Origin of the sequence: Lacticaseibacillus porcinae, assembly GCF_003946305.1 — a bacterium.
Classification (GTDB): domain Bacteria; phylum Bacillota; class Bacilli; order Lactobacillales; family Lactobacillaceae; genus Lacticaseibacillus; species Lacticaseibacillus porcinae.
Genome location: NZ_RHNS01000007.1, coordinates 25,494 through 46,395, shown reverse-complemented (window position 1 = coordinate 46,395; position 20,902 = coordinate 25,494). Strand labels below are relative to the sequence as shown.

The 20,902-nt window shown below is 47.5% G+C and carries 21 protein-coding genes; 16 read left to right on the top strand and 5 right to left on the bottom strand.

Annotation, left to right across the window (positions count from 1 at the left end):
* Nucleotides 1–196: 196 nt before the first annotated feature.
* From EKM92_RS07190 to EKM92_RS07180, 3 genes are all read left to right on the top strand, one after another.
* The gene (locus tag EKM92_RS07190; protein ID WP_125709321.1) at nt 197–982 is read left to right on the top strand and encodes a tyrosine-protein phosphatase; all 786 of its coding nucleotides are present in this window, start codon (nt 197–199) and stop codon (nt 980–982) included.
* Between the two features lie 36 nt (nt 983–1,018).
* Nucleotides 1,019–1,384 (top strand): hypothetical protein, encoded by a 366-nt coding sequence (locus tag EKM92_RS07185; protein WP_125709319.1) that lies wholly within the window; start codon nt 1,019–1,021, stop codon nt 1,382–1,384.
* Between the two features lie 110 nt (nt 1,385–1,494).
* Nucleotides 1,495–2,073: a class I SAM-dependent methyltransferase gene (locus tag EKM92_RS07180; protein WP_125709317.1), complete on the top strand. Its 579-nt coding sequence runs from the start codon at nt 1,495–1,497 to the stop codon at nt 2,071–2,073.
* A gap of 113 nt (nt 2,074–2,186) precedes the next feature.
* Here the strand turns inward: EKM92_RS07180 and EKM92_RS07175 are convergent, their stop codons facing one another.
* On the bottom strand, nt 2,187–2,588 hold the full coding sequence (locus EKM92_RS07175; RefSeq protein ID WP_125709316.1) for a helix-turn-helix domain-containing protein: 402 nt from the start codon (nt 2,586–2,588) through the stop codon (nt 2,187–2,189).
* A 262-nt stretch (nt 2,589–2,850) separates the two neighbouring features.
* Between EKM92_RS07175 and EKM92_RS07170 the strand changes: the two genes are divergently transcribed.
* On the top strand, nt 2,851–3,297 hold the full coding sequence (locus EKM92_RS07170; RefSeq protein WP_125709314.1) for a universal stress protein: 447 nt from the start codon (nt 2,851–2,853) through the stop codon (nt 3,295–3,297).
* Nucleotides 3,298–3,615: 318 nt separating this feature from the next.
* Nucleotides 3,616–4,518, top strand: coding sequence for a DMT family transporter (locus EKM92_RS07165; RefSeq protein ID WP_125709313.1), 903 nt, complete (start codon nt 3,616–3,618; stop codon nt 4,516–4,518).
* 274 nt (nt 4,519–4,792) lie between these two features.
* Here EKM92_RS07165 and EKM92_RS13595 read toward each other — a convergent pair whose 3' ends face one another.
* Nucleotides 4,793–4,960: a hypothetical protein gene (locus EKM92_RS13595; RefSeq protein WP_164509925.1), complete on the bottom strand. Its 168-nt coding sequence runs from the start codon at nt 4,958–4,960 to the stop codon at nt 4,793–4,795.
* Between the two features lie 127 nt (nt 4,961–5,087).
* Here EKM92_RS13595 and EKM92_RS07160 point away from each other — a divergent pair, with 127 nt between their 5' ends.
* Nucleotides 5,088–5,576, top strand: coding sequence for a hypothetical protein (locus EKM92_RS07160; RefSeq protein ID WP_125709311.1), 489 nt, complete (start codon nt 5,088–5,090; stop codon nt 5,574–5,576).
* On the opposite strand, the gene EKM92_RS07155 is transcribed toward EKM92_RS07160, so the two are convergent.
* On the bottom strand, nt 5,560–5,802 hold the full coding sequence (locus EKM92_RS07155) for a hypothetical protein (RefSeq protein ID WP_125709309.1): 243 nt from the start codon (nt 5,800–5,802) through the stop codon (nt 5,560–5,562). The two genes, EKM92_RS07160 and EKM92_RS07155, sit on opposite strands and share 17 nt — an antisense overlap.
* A 162-nt stretch (nt 5,803–5,964) precedes the next feature.
* Between EKM92_RS07155 and EKM92_RS07150 the strand changes: the two genes are divergently transcribed.
* Together EKM92_RS07150 and EKM92_RS07145 are read left to right on the top strand one after the other, a co-directional pair.
* The gene (locus EKM92_RS07150) at nt 5,965–7,131 is read left to right on the top strand and encodes a GNAT family N-acetyltransferase (protein WP_125709307.1); all 1,167 of its coding nucleotides are present in this window, start codon (nt 5,965–5,967) and stop codon (nt 7,129–7,131) included.
* Between the two features lie 9 nt (nt 7,132–7,140).
* Nucleotides 7,141–7,581 carry an acetyltransferase gene (locus tag EKM92_RS07145; RefSeq protein ID WP_125709305.1) on the top strand — a complete coding sequence of 147 codons (441 nt, stop codon included), beginning with the start codon at nt 7,141–7,143 and terminating at the stop codon, nt 7,579–7,581.
* A gap of 36 nt (nt 7,582–7,617) precedes the next feature.
* On the opposite strand, the gene add is transcribed toward EKM92_RS07145, so the two are convergent.
* Nucleotides 7,618–8,631, bottom strand: coding sequence for an adenosine deaminase (gene add / locus EKM92_RS07140; protein WP_125709304.1), 1,014 nt, complete (start codon nt 8,629–8,631; stop codon nt 7,618–7,620).
* Between the two features lie 49 nt (nt 8,632–8,680).
* Between add and EKM92_RS07135 the strand changes: the two genes are divergently transcribed.
* The 8 genes from EKM92_RS07135 (at nt 8,681) to EKM92_RS07100 (ending at nt 18,859) form a co-directional block, all read left to right on the top strand.
* Complete coding sequence (locus EKM92_RS07135) at nt 8,681–9,982, top strand: thymidine phosphorylase (protein ID WP_125709302.1); 1,302 nt, start codon at nt 8,681–8,683, stop codon at nt 9,980–9,982.
* Between the two features lie 126 nt (nt 9,983–10,108).
* Nucleotides 10,109–11,524, top strand: coding sequence for a cytochrome ubiquinol oxidase subunit I (locus EKM92_RS07130; protein ID WP_125709300.1), 1,416 nt, complete (start codon nt 10,109–10,111; stop codon nt 11,522–11,524).
* Nucleotides 11,521–12,522, top strand: coding sequence for a cytochrome d ubiquinol oxidase subunit II (gene cydB, locus EKM92_RS07125; protein ID WP_125709299.1), 1,002 nt, complete (start codon nt 11,521–11,523; stop codon nt 12,520–12,522). The genes EKM92_RS07130 and cydB overlap by 4 nt, the downstream gene beginning before the upstream one ends.
* A gap of 27 nt (nt 12,523–12,549) precedes the next feature.
* Entirely contained in the window at nt 12,550–14,271 is a 1,722-nt protein-coding gene (gene cydD, locus EKM92_RS07120; RefSeq protein WP_125709296.1) for a thiol reductant ABC exporter subunit CydD, read from the top strand.
* Nucleotides 14,255–15,976, top strand: coding sequence for a thiol reductant ABC exporter subunit CydC (gene cydC / locus EKM92_RS07115; protein WP_125709294.1), 1,722 nt, complete (start codon nt 14,255–14,257; stop codon nt 15,974–15,976). The genes cydD and cydC overlap by 17 nt, the downstream gene beginning before the upstream one ends.
* Nucleotides 15,961–16,860: a polyprenyl synthetase family protein gene (locus EKM92_RS07110; protein WP_164509926.1), complete on the top strand. Its 900-nt coding sequence runs from the start codon at nt 15,961–15,963 to the stop codon at nt 16,858–16,860. The genes cydC and EKM92_RS07110 overlap by 16 nt, the downstream gene beginning before the upstream one ends.
* Before the next feature lie 8 nt (nt 16,861–16,868).
* On the top strand, nt 16,869–17,753 hold the full coding sequence (locus EKM92_RS07105) for a 1,4-dihydroxy-2-naphthoate polyprenyltransferase (RefSeq protein WP_125709290.1): 885 nt from the start codon (nt 16,869–16,871) through the stop codon (nt 17,751–17,753).
* A 14-nt stretch (nt 17,754–17,767) separates the two neighbouring features.
* Nucleotides 17,768–18,859, top strand: a complete 1,092-nt coding sequence (locus EKM92_RS07100) for a metallophosphoesterase family protein (protein ID WP_191988949.1) — start codon at nt 17,768–17,770, stop codon at nt 18,857–18,859.
* Nucleotides 18,860–18,886: 27 nt separating this feature from the next.
* Here EKM92_RS07100 and EKM92_RS07095 read toward each other — a convergent pair whose 3' ends face one another.
* A complete protein-coding gene (locus EKM92_RS07095) occupies nt 18,887–20,245 on the bottom strand; it encodes an MFS transporter (protein ID WP_125709494.1) in 1,359 nt (452 codons plus the stop codon).
* Between the last annotated feature and the right edge of the window lie 657 nt (nt 20,246–20,902).

The following is a 20,902-nucleotide window of genomic DNA, read 5'->3' as shown; positions in this document are numbered from 1 at the left end:
CAGCGAGAAGGAGATCCATTTTGCGGTTATGAGCGTAGCGATTGCAAAATTAGCTCCGACGAGCGTCATAGCGTTCCATGACTAGCCCGCCGGAACACTTTTGATCGGAGCCCACAGCTTTTCGTGCCGGAGGCATTGGTGGCGTTTTATTCAGTAGGCTTGTATACTAGAAGCATCACCTAAAGGAGGCAACACTTTGCCAGAATTGCTGAAGATCCATCATGGGTTTAACTTTCGTGACTTAGGCGGCTACACCACCAAAGCCGGTCAAACTTTGCGTTATCATAAAGTGATCCGCTCAGGGCGGTTAAGTGAATTATCCGACCGTGATCAACAATACCTTGCTGATTACGGGTTACGTTATGATGTGGATTTCCGCTCGCCGCAAGAACAAAGTGACCAACCAGATCGCGTGCCTGAAGGCGTGGCTTATCATTTTGAACCAGTGTTTGCTACTGATGAAACCAAAGCCTCGATCAAAGCCGAAGAATTGCGGCGCCAAGCTTTAGCTAAAGATCCCCTAGGCGGCTTTCGCAACATGGTCAATACTTATGCGGATATTGTGACTTTACCAAGCGCCCAGAAAGCTTATCGTGAATTCTTTGATTTACTGCTTGCCAATGATGGCGATGACGCCTTGTTGTTCCATTGCACTGCCGGCAAAGACCGCACTGGCATGGGCGCCGTGTACTTTTTAACCGCGCTAGGAGTGGATCCGATCACGATTCGCCGCGATTATTTGGCGTCAAATTTATATTTGGCTGAAGAATCTGAACGGATGGTCAACGAAGCGCGCAAAACTGGTGCCGGCCCGGCAATGATTGCCTCAACGCGTTCGCTTGGCGGCGTCGCCAATGAATATTTAGATTCAGCGTTGATGACGATCGATGGCCATTTTGGCTCGCTAGAACATTATTTGGAATCTGCGTTGAAAATCACGCCAGCACAACGACGTGACTTACGGGCTATTTATTTACAATAGGCTTATAATGTAGGTAGTTGGAAAGGAGTGAGGGTTTTGAAACTTTATCAAGGATTGACCCAAGTTCAAGTCAATGACACTATGATTTCAGATGCGCATGATTTTACCATCGCCACCGAGCTGACTAAGCCATTGCACTACAGCCCAAGCTTGCTTTATCGCTATATCGATCATGTGTTAAAAGCTGGTAGTCGCCACGATCAAAATAATCTCAAATTTGTATCTGACCCAGCATTCATCGGTGAAAACTACGACTATAAAAGCGATCCTGAAACTGCCAAGCTGACGGACTTCGAAGATAAAATGACTTTCGCACGTAACGTGGTTGAAGATCTCAATCGCCATGTTGCGATTAACTTGGATACCAAGTTGAACCGGTTTGAATTTTTGTTTGTGGATTAGAGTTTTCAAACGCGACCGCCACTCGGCCTCTTGAGTGGCGGTCGTTTGCGGCTTAGATGCAATCGCCGCAAAACTTCGCTATAATGTGTTGTCGAAAGGACGTGTCATTCATGCCAGATGTTTATCCAAAAATGCACCCAGATCAACCGGAAAGTTTACCGACAAATACCGGCGACCGGCAACCATTATGGCAAGCCCTTGCCAAACAAGCCCCAGATCTAAATGGTAAGCGAGTTTTAGCGATCCATTCAGGTGATGGATGGTTTTGCCGCTATGCGATCAATCATGGGGCAGTTGCGGTATTAGGCGTGGATTCAGATGCTCAGGCGATTTCTGATGCGCGTGCAACTGCTAGTTCTGATCGCTTGCGATACCGCATTATGCCAGATGATCGGCTGGACTTGCTGACAGGCCCTTATGATTTGATCATCGGCACTTTTGATTTGGCCCATGATGATCTCCATCAAATCACCCATGTGTTGGCAAAGTTGTTGCGTCACAGCGGGCAAATGTTAGCCGCAGTGACCACGCCTTTAGCCCAACCACAAGTTGACCAAGCCCCGCAATTGAATACGTTGTTCACCACACATTTAGCCATTGATACCGTGTATCAAATTACGGATGCGCGTTTGGCGACCCGTGAGCAGATCCACTTGGTGTTCTCGTCTCGGGCCCATCGCCATGATTAAGAAGCATGAACGAATTTTGTAAATGTTAACCCTTGAAATAAAGCAAAACCCCCAGTTAACCAAAATTAACTGGGGGTTTTGTGGCGCGCATAACTTTTTCAAGATGCGCCATGTTATTCAACTTCTGAGGCGTTGGTACTTGCGATCACAAGACCAGCGGCAAAACTTGCGACGAGTTCTTTTTTCGCAGCTGACAAGAGTTGATCATTATAGGTCAATACAGTGTTGTTGCTCAACAGGTCTTCTAAGCGAATGATCGTTTTGCCTTCGATATCAGGCAAAGCATTCTTGGCTTTGGCATATTTATCTGGATATGCTAAAGCTAAAATGGCTAATGGATCACTATCATAATATTCAGCGAGTTTGCGGATGCTACGTTCGCTAGGAACAGTTTGGTCGTTCTCCCACTTCGTGAAGCTAGCAGGGGAAGTGTGCGTTGCCTTAGCCACTTCGACGATGGACTCGCCGCGGTTCTTACGAGTTTGGCGTAAGGCGCTCCCAACAGTTTCTGTCATTTTGTTTTCACCACGATTCCAAAATTTTGTTGCTTTTGTTACACATTATAATTTAACTTTTTATCGCACAAAATGCAATCGTTATCCGCAGAATTTATTTAATTTTTTATTACTTGGTGGGCATTGTTCGCGTTTGCAAGTCATTGGTAATAACGCCGATCTTTTGTCGCTGCGCAAGCGCTTGCTAAATTTAAAAGCTAAGACTTGTTTTCACCGCCGCGTTGGCTTACGCTTAACTTATAAGAATAAAGGAAGTGATCAGATGGACCAAGAATATAATCAATTATTAGTGCCAGTTGATGGCTCAGATGAAGCAGAGCTTGCCTTTCAAAAAGCGGTGAAAGTCGCTGCGGCAAACCATGCACATTTGGATATTTTGAACGTCCTCGACACCAAGCAGTTCATCGGCGGTTATGGTGGCATGATCTCCGGTGACGCGGTTTACCAACTCACCCAAGATGCCGAAAGCTACCTGAACGGGTTATCTGAGCGGGCGAAAAAAGCTGGCTTGGAAGATGTTGCCATTCACGTTCGTTTTGGCAATCCCAAAACCGTTATCGCAACGGACTTCCCACATGATCATAAAATCGACTTGATCATCATTGGCGCTACTGGCTTAAACGCTATGGAACGTGTCTTGGTCGGTTCTGTGACTGAATATGTCAACCGCACAGCACCTTGTGATGTGTTGATCGTCAAAACTGCTTAATCGCCATTAGAGCTGAGGCTTTTGCCTTGGCTCTTTTTATTTGCCGTTTCATATTGAATAGCAGGCACCCTTACAGCAAACGAGACAAGTTGCCAGTGTGGGAGAATGCAGAAATCGGCAAAGCCGGCCGAGGTTCTTGCGTCTAAAGTTCAAGCCAAGCAAACCACTTGTCTTGAACTTTGCCGGTGAAATCTGCGGATGCCGCAGATTTCACCAACAGGATAATTGTTTTCAAAGGATCGATTGACAAATTGCCATCGACTGCCATTTAGTAGATAGGCATGCATGTTACAATGAAGAAAAACGTTGGAGTCGACTATGCGCAAGAAACGATTATTAGGGATCTTCATGGGGATGGCAGCGGCATTGCTATGGGGGATCTCAGGGCCTGCTAGTGAAATTTTATTTGCTCATAATATGAGCGTCGGCTGGTTGATCAGCTCAAAAATGGTGATCGCAGGCGTTGTATCCATGGTGTTAGCTTTGGTCATCGACGGTAAAAAAGTCCTCGCCCCTTGGCAAAACAAAAAAGCCGCGACGCAAATGGTGGTGTTCATTTTATTTGGGATGATCGCCATGCAATATATTTATTATAAAGCCGTAGCCGTGGCCAATGCGCCAACCGCCACGATTTTACAGTTTCTTTCGCCAGTCGTCGTCGTTATTTACGTCGCGTTAAAAACCCGCGAATTGCCTCGCCGGGTGGATGTGTTGATCATTGCGCTTGCGATGTTTGGAACCTTGTTAGTCGTGACCAAAGGCCATCTCACGCAACTGGCTATTAGCCCGCAAGCGTTGATGTGGGGGTTGTTGTCTGCACTAGCTGCCGCTGCTTATGCGATTTTGCCAGCGGCGCTACTGGAAACTTATTCGCCGCTGACGGTAACGGCTTGGGCGCAGTTATTAGGTGGCTTGTTGCTGTCAATCAAAACTCCTTGGTGGACCAGGATTCCGCACTTATCCACGTTTGAGTGGGGTGCTTATGCCTTTGTCGTCATCGCCGGAACCATTGTGGCATATTTGTTGTATTTGATGGCGTTGCAATATGTTTCCGTCACCGCTGTCAGTTTGCTTGATGCCTTTGAACCCCTTGGCGCAACGTTGACATCAGTATTGTTTATGGGCTTTGTGTTGACTGGTGCTGAATTACTCGGTGGCGTGATCATCATCGTGGCAGTCATTTTAATGAGCTTAATGGAGCCTAAAGCACCAGAAAGTTAACTCAAATTTAACGTCAACACATTTGCGTTCCTGCGAGCGTACAAGTGATCGAAAATGGGGACGGAAGCTGGCCGTCGTACCGTAGTGAGATTCTCGTTAGCGGTTTACCGCTTACGAGAAACCGCAGAGAAAGATCCGGCTGGTGGCGAGCGAAGCGAGACATCCAGGCTAGCTTTCTCGAGGACCCTCACGACGGTACGACGAGCCAGCTGGAGTCCCCATTTTCAATCACTTGTAATAAAACAGCCAAGGCATATGCCTTGGCTGAGGTGATTTATTTGTGATCGACCAGAAGATTCGGGAGCCGGCGTTGATGTTGATCAGGCAACAACGCCAAGATATAACCATTTTTCACCCGCAACTTGTAAGTGATCTTGGGCTTTAATTCGGTTGGCTTCCCAAAAGCATCATACATCGGTAATTCTTTTGTTGGTGTTGTCACACTGCATCCCTCCTCAATCTTTCTAACTTTAGTATAATCTTTTTCACAAGCTTTGAGGTTACCACTGGGTTACAGTTGGAGCACTTAATGATACAATGGTTACCAGAAAAGTTAACTGGAGGTCCCCATGGAGCAATATAGCATTAGTGAATTAGCTGACTGGCTGGAAGCCCAATCAGATGCGCTGTTAGCAAAATCAGTCGCATTTCCAGAAACCAAAGTCCAAGCTGTTGTCGATTATTTAAAGGTGTTAAAGCACCCAGCAGCAGCCTACTTAGATACCTTACAAGGCCACTATGATCGCCATGAATCTGATCACAAGTTAAACTTGTTGGCTGACAAAGCGCCACTTTCCGAACTTGAAGATCGCGTCATGGTCAACCATGTGGATGGCTCGATCACTGAAGATCACCTCAACTTCACCTATAACCACGAACCAGTTTTTGAAAATGGCTACGCCCCTAAAAAAGACTTGAACATTATCAAGTTCGGCTTAGAAGTGATCGGCGCTGTTGCTACCACTTGCCATATTGAAACTGAAGCCAGCGTGTTGTCACCTGATGCCATGGTCACCTTGATTGTTGCGGCGCACACCTTTACTAAATGGCAGGGCTAGGCGTTAACCAATCAGAATCAGACAGCTGATGCCAAGTTTTTGACACTGGCACCCATAATTGTGCTTTTAAAATTGCGCGAATACTTTGCCAAAAGGCCGGGTCTTCGCGCTGTTTTTGATTGGTGTGGATCACCAATTCTGCGCCTTCTTCGGTGCGCGCTTGGATATTAGGATAATTGATCGCCTCAAGTTGGGCCGCAAACACATCTAATTCATTCAGTAACATCGCACTCATCCTTTCGATGATCTTAATGTACCAAGTGAATGTGGTCGAATTTCCAAGCTGTTGTGATGATTTTGTGAACGGTTGCTTGAAGATTTCTAAAGATGCAAAGTTGGGTGAATTGGTCTATACTAATTACAAAAGCGCTTTACAAGGAGGAAACTGATGACGGTTCAATTACTACAAGAAGCCCAAGAAGCAGAATTCTATGCACTGGCGCGTTACGCTTTTAACAAGCCGCAATCGCCTAATCGCGATGCCGCTTTTGCTAGCCTTTATGCCCATTCAGATGCTTGGGGGATCGGCGAACCTTTGCAAAGTGGGTTGTTGTCCACGAACTTTGCGGTCGACTTTGCCGGCGTCAATTATAAAATGAGCGGCATTGGTTATGTCGCCAGCTACCCAGAAGCTGGTGGCAATGGCGGCATCACTGCGATCATGCACGAAGCTTTTGCTAAAATGCGGGAAAACGGTGAGACCTTGTCGTACTTGGCACCATTTTCCGCGACGTTTTATCGCCGGTTCGGTTATGAAGGGGCTTTTGATCAAGTCACCCATGAATTAAACGCCAGCGACTTTCCGAAAGTGCCACGGCCAAACGCCGCGATCTCAGTGAAGCGCATGCGCTTTGCCGCTGCGATCCCAGCGATGCAAGAAGTTTACGATCGCAACAAAGTGTCGACGCGCGGCGGCTTGTTGCGCGCTGACTGGTGGTGGTTGAACCTCGCTGATCACTATCCACAACGCGAAGTCGCGGTGGCGATGATGGGTGATCGCGCCACTGGTTACGTGATTTATGAACGCGCTGGGGATACCTTCATCTTGCATGAATTGATGCATGATGATTTGGATGCGTTGATCGCGTTAGGGCGTTTTGTCGGGGCGCATCGCTCAGCATTTGCGAAGTTTGTCTATACCACTGGTAATCCGGAATCATTGCATGACTTATTCCCAGAGCCTTTGGTGTTGAAGAGTTCGGCAGCTGCTTATATGATGGCGCGTATCGTTGATCTTAAAGACTTTATGCAACGTTATCCTTACCAAGTCAGTGATTTGGCGCCAGTGATCATGCAAGTCAATGATGACTTCATTGCTGAAAACAACGGCTTGTGGGAATTGGCGATCAATGACGGCCAAGTCAGCTTTAAGTCAGTGAAAAAAGGCACCCCAGCAGTCACCTTGTCCGAACAGCAGTTGGTGAAAGCAACGTTTGGGGTGCGGCGGTTGCGCGAATTGTACAACTTAGGGTTAGTTGATGGGGATGCTTATGCCATCGGCGTGTTGTCGGATATTTTTATTCCCCATCAAACCCAACTTTACGATTATTTCTAGAGGTCAGCGATGAAGTTAACTGTGATCTCACATCGCGAAGCTGCTTTGATTCAGCCGTTAGTTGACCTTTGGCAACGCTCGGTGACGGCGACCCACCAGTTTTTAAGTGCCGATGAAATTGCAGACATTCAAAAATATGTGCCCCAGGCTTTACAGCAGGTCCCCATCCTAGTTGTTGCCTTTGATGGTGCACGTCCAGTCGGCTTTATGGGTATCGCTGGTAACAAACTAGAAATGTTATTTTTAGATCCGGATGTGCAAGGGCTGGGACTTGGCAAACAACTGGTGCAACTAGCCTTTGACCGTTACGGCGTGTCTTCAGTCGTTGTTAACGAGCAAAATCCTCATGCGGTGGGCTTTTATCAGCATATGGGCTTTCAAACGGTCAGTCGTTCACCGATTGATGAACAAGGCCAGCCTTATCCGATTTTAACGATGCATCGACATTAACGAAAAGGACCGCGCAACTTGCGTGGTCCTGTTTTGTTAACTTAAATATTGCGCATATTCTTGTTGCAGGCGCTGATCTAACGCTGCAATGGCTGCTTTTGATTGGAAACTCCCAGCACAGGCATCGCGATTGAATTGTAAGAAGTCTTCAATGCTAGTGCCGAAGTGTTCTGCAAACAATTGATATTCGCGGGTCAAATCAGTATTGGACACTGTACGGTTGTCGGTGTTGATGCACATGCGCACATGCGCGGCCTTGAGTTCTGGGTAAGGATAGTCGTCAAAGCTTGCCGCGGCTTTCGTCTGCAAATTGCTGGTCAAACACAATTCTGCTAAGGCCTGCGCGTCAACGAATTCAGCGATGGCTTCTGGATGATCATGCAAAGCTGTCGCATGGCCAATGCGTTTGACGCCTAGTTCTATGGCTTGGCGAATATTTTGAACGCAATGACATTCGCCAGCATGTAAGGTCAGTGGCACGCCTAAGTGTTGGGCATATTTCACCGTATTGGTGAGTACCGATGTGGGATAGTCAGCTTCGTTGCCAGCAAAATCAAAGCCTGCTAAACCTGGCACCTTGGCGCTTGATTGAAAGATCTGTTGATTCAGCGCAGGATCTGATTGGCGCATGCCGCACACTAAACATGCCGCGACCAGATCAAATTCTCCCATTGCTTGATGCAGGCCACTGACCACAGCGTCGATGGTTTGCGCAACGGATAATCCCGCATCCATCGAAAACTCAGGGGCAAAGCGGATCTCGATGTAGCGAACATTTTCTTCAGCGGCTTGGCGCGCCACATCATATGCTGCAAGTTTTAAAGCTTCAGGTGTCTGCAACAGCGGTCGGATCACATCAAAAGGCCGCAGGTAATCCATTAACGTTTCGGCATCGTGTGGTGCTTGAACTAGCTGAGCAAGTGCCGCATCGTCTGCAGGCAAATCAATGTGTGCCATTTTTCCTAATTGATGGATCGCACCAAGCGACAGCGACCCATCTAAGTGGCAATGTAATTCAACTTTCGGCAAGTGGTGATACAATGAAGTCATGGGGCAACCCTCCAATTTCAATTAGTGTAGCACAATAGGAGGCAAAATCATGCGAATGGTCGACTTGATCGCCAAAAAACGCGATCGCAAAGCTTTGACAGCTGAAGAAATCAATTGGATGATCGAAAATTACGTCGCAGAACACATTCCAGATTATCAAATGAGTGCGATGTTAATGGCGATTTATTTTAACGGCATGACTGATCCAGAACAAAGTCAACTGGCCCAAGCGATGCTGAATTCTGGGGAACGCCTAGACCTCAGTGCCATTGCTGGCGTCAAAGTCGATAAGCACTCCACTGGTGGCGTCGGCGATAAGTTGACCATTCCGTTATTGCCACTGATGGCCAGCCTTGGCGTCCCAGTACCCATGATCTCTGGTCGTGGTCTCGGCTTCACCGGTGGGACCTTAGATAAAATGGAAAGTATCCCTGGCTTTAACGTCCAACTCACCACCCAACAGTTTATCGATCAAGTGGCAACGATCCATCAAGCCATCACCCAAGCCAGTGCGGACTTGGCTCCTGCGGACAAGCGGTTATATGCGTTGCGTGATGTCACCGGCACTGTCGCTTCAACCCCATTGATCGCCGCGTCGATCATGTCCAAGAAATTGGCCAGCGGTACCAATGCCTTATTATTTGATGTCAAAAGCGGCAATGGTGCTTTCATGTCAGATGATGATCAAGCGGAAAAACTCGCCCATGCCTTGATCAGCATCGCTGAGCAAAATGGGGTGCAAGCCCGCGCCTTGATCACTGACATGAATCAACCACTAGGCATCACCATCGGCAATTCACTGGAAGTCGCCGAATCTATCGCGGTATTAAAAGGCCGTGGTCCGCAAGACGTCCATCAATTGTTAGTGACCCAAGCGGCACATATGTTAGTGCTCGGCAAACGCGCCGACACTTTAGAACTAGGCATCGGGATGGCAGAAGATGCCTTGCGTGATGGACGCGCTTTGCGGGCGTTTAAACAATTGATCCAAGCGCAAGGTGGGGATGTCCGAGTTGCCGATGATCCAAGACGTTTGCCACAAGCGACCCAAAAAGTTGCGATCAAAGCAGAAGCTGCCGGTTTTGTTGGGGAAATCGACACCAAAGCATTAGGCATTGCAGTGATGCAAATCGGTGGTGGCCGTGCGCAACAAGGTGACGACTTAGATCTCACTGCAGGTTTAGTGATGCACAAGAAGCTGGGGACGCCAGTTTCTATCGGGGATACCTTAGCGGTGGCTTATGCCACTGAAAAAGATCCAGCAATGATCGTCGATGCGGTCCGCGATGCATACACCATCACCGCACAAAAACCGAACGTGATGCCATTGGTTCACCAGATTATCAAATAAATGTTTACGAATCTTGCCGCGGGTGCTGAATGTATCCGCGGTATTATTATGTCATCGATTGTAAGCGCTTATTTTTTGTGTCAAGGGACATCATTGGGATAGTTGGGGAAAAGGAAGGTGGCAGGTATGGGAGCATCAGTGTTAGAGCTAGCCAGGTTTCAATTTGCAATGACCACGGTGTTTCATTTTTTCTTTGTGCCGTTTAGTATCGGCATGGCGTTAGTCACTGCGATCATGGAAACCATGTTTGTGCGCACCAAAAAGCCATTATATAAACAAATGACCTTGTTTTGGGGCAAGATCTTTTTATTGAGTTTTGCCGTTGGGGTGGTCACTGGGATCATTCAAGAATTTCAATTCGGGATGAATTGGTCGAATTATTCGCGGTTTATGGGGGATATCTTCGGGGCACCATTGGCGATCGAAGCGTTGTTAGCCTTTTTCATGGAGTCGACCTTCATTGGGTTGTGGATGTTTACTTGGGATCGCTTCAAGCCAGCCTTGCACGCCGCGATGATTTGGTTGGTATGGTTAGGCACGACGCTTTCGGCAATTTGGATCTTAAGTGCGAATGCCTTTATGCAACATCCGACTGGCTTTGCGATCAATCAAGCCACTGGACGGGTGAAGCTCGTTGATTTTGGTGCGGTGATCACCAATCCGCAATTATGGGTGGAATTTCCGCATGTGATCTTTGGGGCGTTCACCACTGCCGGCTTTGCCGTTGCCGGCATGGCAGCATGGCGACTGCTGAAACATGATCACGAAGAATTTTATCTGAGGTCGCTGCGGGTAGGGTTGATTGTCGGCTTAGTAGCAGTGGTTGGCGCGATCGGTGTCGGCGATTTGCAAACGCAATTTATTATTAAAGATCAACCGATGAAGTTTGCTGCCACTGAAGGGATCTACAAAAACACCAAAGATCCTGCTGCTTGGACTGTCGTCGAGTTGATCGATAGCAAAAATCACACCGTATCCAATCAACTCGATGTGCCAGTGTTGTTGAGCTTGTTAGCTTATCACAAAACTTCCGGTGCCGTGAAAGGCATGGATCAAGCGAATGCGGAGTTGCAAGCGAAGTATGGCAAAGATAAAGATTATTATGTCCCAGCAAAAACCTTGTTTTGGTCGTTTCGGGTGATGTCAGGCGGCGGCGTAGTCTTAGCGATCGTCGCGATATTAGGGTTGTGGTTCAGTCGCGCAAAGAAAAATACGTTGTCAAGTAAGCGTTGGCTATTGTGGTTACTAGGTATTGCGTTGTGGGTCCCATTTTTGATCAATACTTGTGGGTGGTTGATCACTGAACTTGGTCGTTATCCTTGGACAGTGTATGGATTGTATACCATTGAAGATGCGATCAGTGCGACAACCACGGCAGGACAACTGTGGTTCTCCAACATTGCCTACTTGTTGATCTTCAGTTTATTAGGTGGGGTGATGGTTTACTTCAGTCATCGCAACTTGGTGTTAGGGCCTGATGCCCCTAGCACGTTGAATTACGGCATCGATGAAATCACGCCATTGGAGGGGCAACCGTCATGAGCCCATTACAATTATTATGGTTTCTGTTATTAGCAGTGTTGTTTATCGGTTTCTTTGTTTTGGAAGGCTTTGATTTTGGTGTGGGAATGGCGACCCGGTTACTCGCCAAAAACGAAGGGGAGCGCAAGCAACTGGTGGCGACGATCGGACCGCACTGGGATGGCAATGAAGTGTGGTTGATCACAGCTGGCGGGGCGATGTTTGCCTCTTATCCACTGTGGTACGCGAGTTTGTTTTCAGGATTTTACATTTTGTTTTTCTTAGTGTTAGTTGGGTTGATCCTTCGTGGGGTGTCGTTTGAATTTGCTGCGCATGCCCAAAGTCGATCAGGACGCGACATTTGGCGTTGGGCGTTATTTGTCGGGAGCGTGATCCCACCGTTTTTGCTCGGGATGATCTTCACGGCGATCATTCAACCACTGACCATTGATGGGAAAATGGATATTTACGCCAGCTTCGGTGAACAAGTCAACTTATTGACGATCGTCGGAGGCGTTGCAGTCACCTTAATGTGCTTCATGCATGGCCTTAATTTCATCCGCTTGAAAACCACTGGGGCGCTGCGGACACGCGCACTTGCTTATAACCGCGTGTTGATTTGGGTGTTATATGCCGGGGCTGTGGTGTTTGCGATTTTAGTATACTTATCCACTGATTTCTTTGTGAAACGGCCAGTCAGCTCTGCGATCATCGTCGGCTTGATTGTGTTAGCGATCGTTTGCGAGCACATCGCGATCGTGAAAAATCGCGAAGGGTTGTCGTTGATCGCCAGTGGCTCAGCGTTGGCATTAGTGGTGGTGTTGATTTTCAACGGGTTGTTCCCAAGAGTGTTGATCGCCAAAGACGCTGCTAATTCTTTATTGATCACCCAAGCGTCAGCATCGAATTTGACCTTGACGATCATGACAGGCGTGACTGTGGTGCTGTTGCCGATTGCTTTAGCCTATTTCATCTGGGCGTATGTGGTATTTCACAAACGCGTTCCAGAATTGTCGTAAGTTTTTTGGCGCAATGGGGAGATTGCGATGTTTGATCGACGTTTATTGGCGCTACCAGGCGCAAAAAAATTACTGATTCAATTACTCGGCTTGACGATCATTGAAGCTTTTGCCATCATTGCCCAGGCATTCGGCTTAGCCCAAGCAATCGTAGGATTATGGCAGGGTCAACATTTCGCTGACGTCAGCGCAGCGGTTTTATTATTTGTAGTCGCTTATGCTGTGCGACAGTTGACGACTTATGCGCGGAACCTGCTCAGTGACGGCTTTGGGCAAGCGCAAAGCGAACAGTTGCGCACTGATTTATTACAGCGATTGTATCGTCTGGGGCCTTCAGCAATTGCTGAAATCGGCAGTGGCGCTGTGGTCACGCAATTGCTTGCAGGCAGCAGTGAGATTCAAGCCTACCTCGCGTTGACCTTCAACAAACTCGTACCGCTATTGGTGATTCCGATAGCGGTATTTGTCATGGTCAGCACGCAGTCTTTAAAAGCAGGCATCGCATTGTTGTTGCTTTTTCCGGTGATCATCGGGTTTATGGTGATTTTAGGTTTAGCAGCAAAAGATCAAGCTGACGTACAATATGCAGGTTTTGCAAAATTGACCAATCATTTTCAAGATGCGTTGCGCGGTATGGCGTCACTAGATGCCTTAGGGGTCAACGATTATGACCAGCAGGTGTATACCGTATCGGAACGTTTCCGCAAACAAACCATGAAGGTGTTGAAAGTTGCGATGCTATCAGGCTTTGCAATGGATTTCTTTGCCACTTTAGCGATCGCTGTGGTTGCAGTGTTCTTAGGCCTTGATCTGCTTGCTGGTCGCGTGAGTTTAATGCCTGCATTGTTAAGTTTGATCTTAGCACCAGAATATTTTTTGCCGATCCGCGCTTTTGGGGCAGATTACCATGCCACATTAAATGGAAAAACTGCTTTTGAAGCGACGCAAGCGATCTTAGTTCGACCACTGCCGCCAATGGCGCTGCTGCCAGTGCCACAATGGGATGCCAATTCAACGCTAGCTGTGAAAGATCTTGCAGTCAGCTATAGCGGGCATCAAGCGTTATCGCAAGTGTCATTTACCTTATCAGGGTTTCAAAAAGTCGCGATCATTGGGGCCAGTGGCTCTGGAAAAACGACATTGTTAAATACGATCGCGGGATTTTTGACACCTGATGGCGCGATCGATCTCAACGGTGTGGCGTTGAATACTTTGAATCAAAGCGATTGGCAACAACAGATCAGCTATATTCCCCAATCTCCTTATATTTTTGCAGATACGATCGCAGCGAATATCAATTTTTATCAACCGCAGGCGACTCGTGAACAAATCAACCGCGTGGCCACGATCGCTGGGTTGCAACATTTTTTGACCAGTTTACCAGAAGGCTTAAACACACGCATCGGAGCCGGAGGACGCGGAATTTCAGGAGGACAAGCCCAGCGGATTGCGTTAGCACGGACTTTGTTAGATACCAACCGTGCCGTGTGGTTGTTTGATGAACCCACAGCCCATTTAGATATCGAAACAGAACTTGCGTTGAAGAAAACCATGACGCCGTTGTTTGATCAACATTTGGTGATCATGGCCACACATCGCTTACATTGGTTATCAGAAATGGATCTGGTGTTGGTGATGGCTCACGGCAAGTTAGTTGATGTGGGAACGCCGCAAGCTTTAGCGAAACATTCAGTCGCATTTCAACAATTGGTCCAAACGCTTGGAGGTGGTCATGATGCCGAAAACTAATTGGGTGCGTTTGGCGATGCAACAATATCGCAAACAAGCGCTACTGGCGATTTGCTTAGCAGCGATCACTGCCATTAGTGCCGCGTTGTTGATGTTCACCAGCGGATATTTGATTGATTTTTCTGCGCGGATGCCTTTATTTGCCGCAATCTACGTACCAGTAGTATTGACGCGATTATTTGGGATCTCACGTCCGGTCGCCCAATACTTAGAACGTTTAGTCAGTCATAACTGGGTATTGCATTACACCAGTGTGTTGCGGCAAAAACTTTTTATCAAAATGAAGGCGACTACTGTCCGGCCTGTAGGTGAAGGAATGGCATTGCTTGCAGAAGATGTTGGCAAGCTACAAAATTACTTTTTGCGGAGTTTGTTGCCGACGATCGTTGCTGCGGTGTTAGCGGTGATCCTCAGTTTATTGGCTGGGTATTTTGCTTGGGAAGATGTGTTGGTGATGGCGATGCTGCTTGCGGTGCAACTGCTGGTGTTGCCGATCATTGATAAAATGCGGGCAGCAGCAACGATCAAAGCGGCTGATCAATCGTTACATGATGCCTACATCGGTGTGAATGATGCGATCTTAGGTCAGCGTGATTGGGTGTTAAGTCATTCAGAAGCCGGATTTGTCGCCGTTGCCACAGCGTCTTGGCGTCAATATCAACATCAACATCAACAACTCGTCAAACACACCCAACAGCGACAGTTGCTCAGTCAACTGTGGTTCGTGTTGTTACCTTTGGTGTTGTTGTGGTGGTCGAGTATGCATTTGACGCAGTCAGCAAGTTTAGCCAATTGGGTCGCTGCTGTGGTGTTGGTGATCTTCCCATTGGCAGAACCATTGATGGCAGGTGGTGAAGGCGTGGTGTCGGTTGTTGGGGATGAGGCGAAGTTTGAACGCTTGCAGGCCCTTGATAATGCCTCGTTGCAAGCGACTACGCTAACACCAATGCCATCAACGTTTCAGACCTTGACGCTTGATCACGTCGGCTTCATCTATCCGCAAGCAGAACATGCACTGTTGCGATCGGTATCATTTGCAGTGCACGCAGGCCAAAAAGTTGCCATCTTAGGCACTAGCGGCGTTGGCAAAACGACGTTATTGGAATTGCTAGAAGGCAAGCTGTCGCCTACCAGCGGTGACATCACCTTGGATCAGGTGCCACTGTCTCATTATCAAAATCGTGAACAGTCGCTTTTTAGTGTGTTGCCCCAAGCGCCATTTTTATTTAATACCTCGATCAAAGCAAACTTATTACTCGCACGACCTGATGCCACCGACGATGACTTATGGCAATCACTGCAAAAAGTGCAATTAGCCGACTTGGTGAAAGCTTTGCCGCAAGGGTTAGAGACGCCGCTACAAGAAGCCGGTTTGAGTCTTTCAGGTGGGGAGCAGCAACGGGTGGCGATCGCGCAGATCTTATTGCAACAAAAGCCGTTGGTGATTTTAGATGAACCGACAGTTGGGCTAGATCCTGCGTTAGAGCGTGACTTGGTGCAAACAATTTTCACGGCGTTGAAAGATCGCACCGTGATTTGGGTGACCCATCATTTGCAAGGGGTGCAAGCCATGGATCAGGTGGTATTTATCGCTGATGGCCACGTTTTGTTACAAGGGACACCGCAAACGTTACTTAAAACCAACACGTATTATCAAAGCTTATGGCAATTAGATTCGGGGTGGCAGTCATGGATGCACGATTAAACGCGATTCAAGCGAAATTACTCGCCCAAGTCAAACTCGATGCGCCACCAGTGGAAGCATTGGTTAAAGCGCAAATTCAAGCTGGTGGGAAAATGTTGCGTGCCCAGCTATTACTAGATTTTGCCGATTTTGGTGAATCAGATCAAACGCAAGTGATCACTGCAGCTGCGGCAATCGAAGCCTTACATTTGGCGACATTGCTACATGATGATGTGTTAGATGACGCTGACTTACGGCGAGGGGTGCCAACCGTCGGCATTAAAGCAGGCAATCGGGCAGCAATTTATGCTGGTGATTTCATGTTTGCCGTATATTTCAACTTGTTAGCAGAAAGTGACCTATTATTTGCGCGACATGCCCAAGTGATGAAAGCTATTTTCATGGGAGAACTGGCGCAAAACTTTGCCCCTAAAGCCACTGACGTTGAGGCGTATCTCACGGAAATTCAAGGGAAATCCGCTGCTTTATTTGGATTAGCTGCTGAAGTTGGGGCCACGCTTGGCGGCGTGGATGCACATTTAGCCAATGTCTTCGGTCGTAGTTTAGGGATGAGTTTTCAAATTATTGATGATGTGTTAGATTTCACCAGCACTGATGACCAATTACAAAAGCCCATTGACCAAGATTTGAAAAACGGGGTTTATTCGTTACCGATCATTTATGCGTTGACGACTGCAGGGGATGAATTGACGCGATTGATGCAGTCAGCGACCACTCGCGGTCAAGCCATGGCTGAAATCAAGCGTTTAGGGGTGCCGCCGGCGCAACAAGTGGCCTTAGCTTATCAACAACAAGCCTTGCATGCTTTAGAGCAGTTCCCAGATGGCGTCAATAAAAATCGGTTAACCGCCATCGCAGAGTTAGTGTTGTCACGTAAAGTGTGAGGCGAACCATGACGAAAGCTGATTTTTTGGAGTTAGTGGAATTCAAAGCCAAAGCAGCCTCGGTGTTTCCGTGTTTGCTTGGGAGTTTATATGCGTGGTGGCATTACCACACCTTAGATTTGCTCGCGTTAGTGGGATTTTTTATCGCGATGTTGTTATTTAACATGGCAGTGGATGCCAATGACAATTATCAAGATTATCGTCGCAGTGATTCTGATCATTTCCGTCAAGAAACCAATATCATCGGCAGAAGGCATCTAGATCCGCATCGCATTTGGCAGTTGATCGTCAGCTTCACCTTGATTTCCGGTGGCATTGGGGTGTGGTTGACGATCCGTTGTGGGTGGCCAGTGCTTGTGATGGGACTGTTCAGCTTTGCGGTGGGCTATGGTTATGCCGGCGGACCTTATCCAATTTCTCGGACGCCATTTGGAGAATTCTTTTCAGGATTTACCATGGGATTTGTGATTTGGTTGATCGCCGTGTGGGTGAATGCCCAACAATTGCCGATCATGTCAGTGTTTGTGGCCAGTGGTTTGCCACAATGTGCGATCGCAGCGTTGCTATTGGCAAATAATATTGCCGATTTTGATGAAGATATTGTCCTCAAGCGCCACACAATCGTGTATTATTTAGGCAGACGCCGCGCGTTGATCGGATTATTCAGCCTATACGCATGCGGCTTCGTGATGATCGTGATCGCAGTTGACAACAACTTGTTGCCTTGGCCTTGTTTGTTGAGTTTAGCAGCGGCGATCCCAGTATGGCGCAACACGCGTACGTTTGCCCAAACACCTGTGAAAACAAAAACGTTTAAACTGATCGTTCAGAACTTGTTGATGATCCTAGTCAGTTTAACGGTGACTTTTGTGATCGGGGTGATCGTGGCGTGAGATAGGAGGATCCCATGCATTATTTGCACAACATCTCAATTCGAAGGTTTGCCAAACGCGATTTGGAACAATTCGCGCAAACTGTCGGGCCCCAAATTACTGGGGCAGCGTTGAATTTAGCGGTGATCACCGACACCCATGATCGCACCCAGCTGTCTCGGACATTCTATGGTCCCAATGGCTATTGGCATGTGCAAGAACAGCATTGGTTGACCAATGAATTGCCGATCGACTGGCGGGTCCACCTCGGTGATATGGTCGATGGCTCAGAACCTGCAGTATTGACGATGTGGCGGCTGCGCAATATCGTGAATGACTATTGTGCCGACAGTGTGCCTTTTGTCATTGCACGCGGCAATCATGATGATAACGACAAATACGCCGAAAAAAATCGCCGCTTTGCCGGCTCTTTTCACCCTTGGGTCTACCATGACTTGGTTTGGGAGAAAATGTCGCAACAAGTGGGTGGCCCCACAGTTTCGCGGCACGGATTGAGTGTGTTTGATCATGGCAATGTCCGCGTGATCACTTTAAACACCTCAGACGTCCCAGTGAAATGGATCGCTGGTCGCAAAAATTATGACATCAAGAAAAATCTCGCCGTCACCGCGGCGCAACTGCAAGAGCTTGCTGATGCCTTGCAAGGTGCAGGGGAGCGTGATGTGTTGATCTTAGCGCATGCGCCGGCGATGACGCGGCCGAATAAACCTGGTTTGCGTTATAACGCAAAGCCGCTACATGAATTACTGCGGGCCTTCAATGATGGGCTTAAAGGGGTGTTGAATTGTGGCAATCATCCCGACTTTGGCGGGTTGGTCAGTTTTGATTTTTCTGGGAATCCTGGCAAGATCATCGCTTATGTCGCCGGACATTGGCATGTGGAAGAAGATTTCTCAGTCAACGGCATTCATTATAGCTTATTGAATAATTCTGCGTTGATGGGTTGGAGCCACGGCTTGACGACTCGGTACAACCGCAAGTGGCATCGTCACATCAATGATCCTAGTGAATATGCTGGTTATGTGGTTTCAGTGGACACCACTGCGCGCCGTCTGCGGATCTTTGGTTATGGGGCGGCGACGCCTAAGCGCGTATTTGCATACTAAGTCATTAAAAAAACTCGTGATGCGTAATCACGAGTTTTTTGATTCAGGTAGATTGACTAATTTGTGAAACAAGATAAAGATCCCAATCCCAAAAATCACCAACAAACTGAAGGCAATCGCACTACCTGCGGCAATGTTTTGGGCGTGGGTATTGCCGCTGCGATGCACTGATCCCATTAATAACGCTAATACTGTGGTGCCAAGCGCCCCAGTGACTTGCTGGCCGGTGTTGTAAAGGGCGTTGGCATCGTTTTGCAATTGTTGTGGCATATGCTTCAATCCGTAAGCAACTGAATTTCCGAAAGCCATTGAACGGCCGATGGCAAAAATCATATAAGCGGTGGTGACACCGACAACGCCCATACGACTTCCTGCGATCGCCATGCTTGCAAGCGCCAAAGTGAATAAGGCATCGCCTAAGTACAGCGGGAGTTTGCCCCCGAAGCGATCAAGCATCCAACCATACACTGGCTGGCCAAAGCCATTGAACAAGCTGCCAGGCAACAGCACCAACCCACCGATCAACGACGTCGCGCCGAACACTGCTTGCACATAATTTGGAACTAGGAAGTTGATCCCGACATTGGCAAATTGCAACATGATATAAGGTAAAAAGCTAAATAAAAAGGCTTGGTTTTTAAAAACGGCAAGATCAAATAATGCGCGAGTGGCATGTTGTGATAAGCGGTAAAACCACCAGACTAGCATAAGGCTTAACAGAAACAGTCCTCCGAAAGTCAACCAGTGTGCGTCACCTAAGGCGTTGATGCCGACAATGAGGCAGATCAATGCGGCTGCTAAGATCCCAAAGCGCAACCAATCAAACGCATAATGTTGTGTCGGGGTATATTGTTTAATGCGACGTTGCCCTAACAACAATAAAATCATTGCAAATGGCAACGGGATCCAAAAAATCATCCGCCAGCTCGCAAAGGCAACGACGGTGCCGCCAAATGTTGGCCCCAAGGCAGGCGCCACTAAGATAATGAGATTGGCGATCCCTAAATAAGTGCCAAGTTTGTGCCGTGGCACCACATCTAAAATAATATTCACCATCAGCGGGGTACATAACCCGACACAACCTGCTTGAATCAGTCTGCCAAGCAACAACACCCAATAAGCAGGTGCTGCCCCGCACATGATATCGCCAATGATGAACAAGCACGCTGAGGTGACGAAAAGCGCGCGATTGGTAAAGCGCCGCTTCATGTAGGCAGACGTCAACATCACTAGCGCTGCGGTTAAAAGGTAACCTGCAGTGACCCACTGAACCGTACTTAAACTCACGTGAAATTGCTGCATCAAGGCAGGAAAACTAACGTTGAGCGATGTTTCAGTCAGCACCCCCATGAAAGACATTAAGGCGACGACCATCACGACAATCATGGGATTGCCAGACTTTTGGTGAGTAGTGGACAACAGTGATCCTTCCTTTCGTATTGATTTTTAGTATAGCACGAATGAATTGCTAACAATTTAGGCCGAATCGTGAGGAATTTTTGCGATCAGATCACTGCTTGAAGACCAAAGAGTTGATCTGACGCGGGTTTGTGCAGGCCATCATGCCGTCGAAAAATAACAAAATTAATTTTTCGAAAGCGCTTGCAAAAACGGCAGAACGATGATATACTTTAGTCAAGGTTAAGGAAAGGATATGAAAGCAAAGTTCCAGCTCCAAGCTTCATGTACTTGCTCGAAAGTGCAACATGCAGTTCAACACAACGATTAGAGTAGGTCTTTCCAGTTCCACAGTAACAAGAGTTCCATGTGATCCACCAATATGTATAGGTACAAGTTCCAACACTGTAAAAAGTATCTGAATAACACGGAGGCGCGAGTCTAATAACAAGACTTTACGTTCCAAGCGAAACCATGAGTTTCCCATAGATGTTCTCAGGTGCATGTTAGTCACCAAACTGAGCCAGGTTAAATGGCCACATCAAGTAACTTTACACTCGTCGGTTTCGTACAAGTGAATAAGTTTTAGAAAGCACAGGTAACAACCTATTTTAGATAACCACAATGTCACATCATATTCATCCT